Below are 1691 nucleotides of genomic sequence, written 5' to 3'. Positions count from 1 at the left end.
CTGAGCAAACTGGCATTGAGCATCAATATGGCAAGGAGTGCGCGCCACTTGAGGGATTTCCACAGTCGATCGCGGATTTCTTTGCGCAAGGCGGTAAAGGTGCCAATGTCACACTGCCTTTTAAACAGCAGGCGTGGGAATTTGCTGATGAGCTCAGCGAGCGCGCAGCATTATCTGGTGCGGTTAACACATTAAAGAAAGATGCGCAGGGCAAGATCTTCGGGGATAACACGGATGGCATCGGCTTGCTAAGTGATCTTGAGCGACTGCAGATGATCCATCCTGGCGATCGAGTTCTGCTGGTTGGCGCCGGTGGTGCTGCGCGTGGCGTGATCCTGCCGCTGCTTTCATTCGGATGTTCGCTGGTGGTGGTGAATCGCACCGTGGAACGCGCCGAGCAGCTGGCAGAGATTTTCCAGCATAGCGGAGATATTAAAGCGGCCAGCTTTGAGCAACTGGCAGATCAGCAATTTGATCTGATCATTAATGCCACCTCAAGCGGTGTTGATGGCAAAGTTCCGGCGTTGGCCACATCGCTAATTCATGCGCAAACGCGGTGCTACGACATGTTTTATCAACAAGGTTTGACGCCATTCTTAGTGTGGTGCCAGCAGCAGGGCGCGCAGCAGCTTGCGGACGGTGTTGGCATGCTAGTGGGGCAGGCCGCTCATGCTTTCCATCTATGGCATGGCGTGATGCCAGAGATCACGCCAGTGATTGCCAAACTAAAGCAATCGATGCAGCAGGGTTAAGGTTGGCGATCAGGGATAAGTTTGGTTTTCCTGATTGAGATATTCATTCTTCCAACCCACATAGTTGTTGGACGAATAAAGCAGCCCGGCAATCTCCGCTTCACTGAGCAGGCGCACTTGTTTAACCGGGCTGCCTAAATACAGGTAGCCACTTTCCAGCCGTTTACCCGGCGGCACCAAACTGCCAGCGCCAATCATCACATCATCTTCAACGATCACGCCGTCCAGTAGAATGGATCCCATACCAACCAATACGCGATTGCCGATAGTACAGCCGTGCAGCATCGCCTTATGCCCTACTGTGACATCTTCGCCGACAATCAGCGGATAACCTTCGGGATTGCTGGTGGACTTGTGAGTGACGTGCAGAACGCTGCCATCCTGAATATTGCTTCTTTTACCTATCACCACTTTATTGACGTCACCGCGAATCGCAACCAGCGGCCAGATGCTGACGTCATCGGCAAGTTGTACTTCACCCACCACCACGCTGCTGCTATCGATCATCACGCGATCGCCTTGTTGCGGAAAATGGTTCTTATAAGGTCGTAGGGCTGTAGACATGATCTTCTCCTTTTACGTTTTTACCCAAGCCTGCGGCTTAATAGGCGGATAAACAAGATGATTTTTGAGCGGATCGCTTGCGATCGCAGCGAAAAGAGTGAAAACTCGCCAGTCGATTAAAAAGATCGAAAAAAGGGGTTGTGCAAAAAATTCGGATCCCTATAATGCGCCACCACTGAGACGGCAAAGCGGCAACGCAGACGGCTCAGCAGGGAGTGAAGAAATTCATCCCGCCGGATGAAAACGCTGAAAAAAGTGTTTGACTCCGAAAGAGGAAAGCGTAATATACGCCACCTCGCGACAGACGGTTCAGCCGCTGCTCGCAACGCTCTTTAACAATTTATCAGACAATCTGTGTGGGCACTCGCAGGATTG

The 1691-nt window shown here is 51.7% G+C and carries 2 protein-coding genes; one reads left to right on the top strand and one right to left on the bottom strand.

Annotation, left to right across the window (positions count from 1 at the left end):
- Nucleotides 1–752 (top strand): shikimate dehydrogenase (aroE, locus tag RTY00_RS24510; protein WP_312666711.1); only part of this gene is annotated, 752 nt, incomplete at its 5' end.
- 9 nt (nt 753–761) lie between these two features.
- On the opposite strand, the gene RTY00_RS24505 is transcribed toward aroE, so the two are convergent.
- Nucleotides 762–1316 carry a gamma carbonic anhydrase family protein gene (locus tag RTY00_RS24505; protein ID WP_312666710.1) on the bottom strand — a complete coding sequence of 185 codons (555 nt, stop codon included), beginning with the start codon at nt 1314–1316 and terminating at the stop codon, nt 762–764.
- Nucleotides 1317–1691 lie beyond the last annotated feature (375 nt).

This window comes from Pantoea sp. CTOTU49201, from assembly GCF_032054795.1.
Classification (GTDB): domain Bacteria; phylum Pseudomonadota; class Gammaproteobacteria; order Enterobacterales; family Enterobacteriaceae; genus Pantoea; species Pantoea symbiotica.
Note: the sequence above shows the minus strand (reverse complement) of the source record. Positions and strands in the feature narration are given on the sequence as shown.

Bases quoted from the DNA above. Each gene is read 5' to 3' on its own strand.
- RTY00_RS24505 (WP_312666710.1), bottom strand. From the start codon at position 1,316: ATGTCTACAGCCCTACGACCTTATAAGAACCATTTTCCGCAACAAGGC.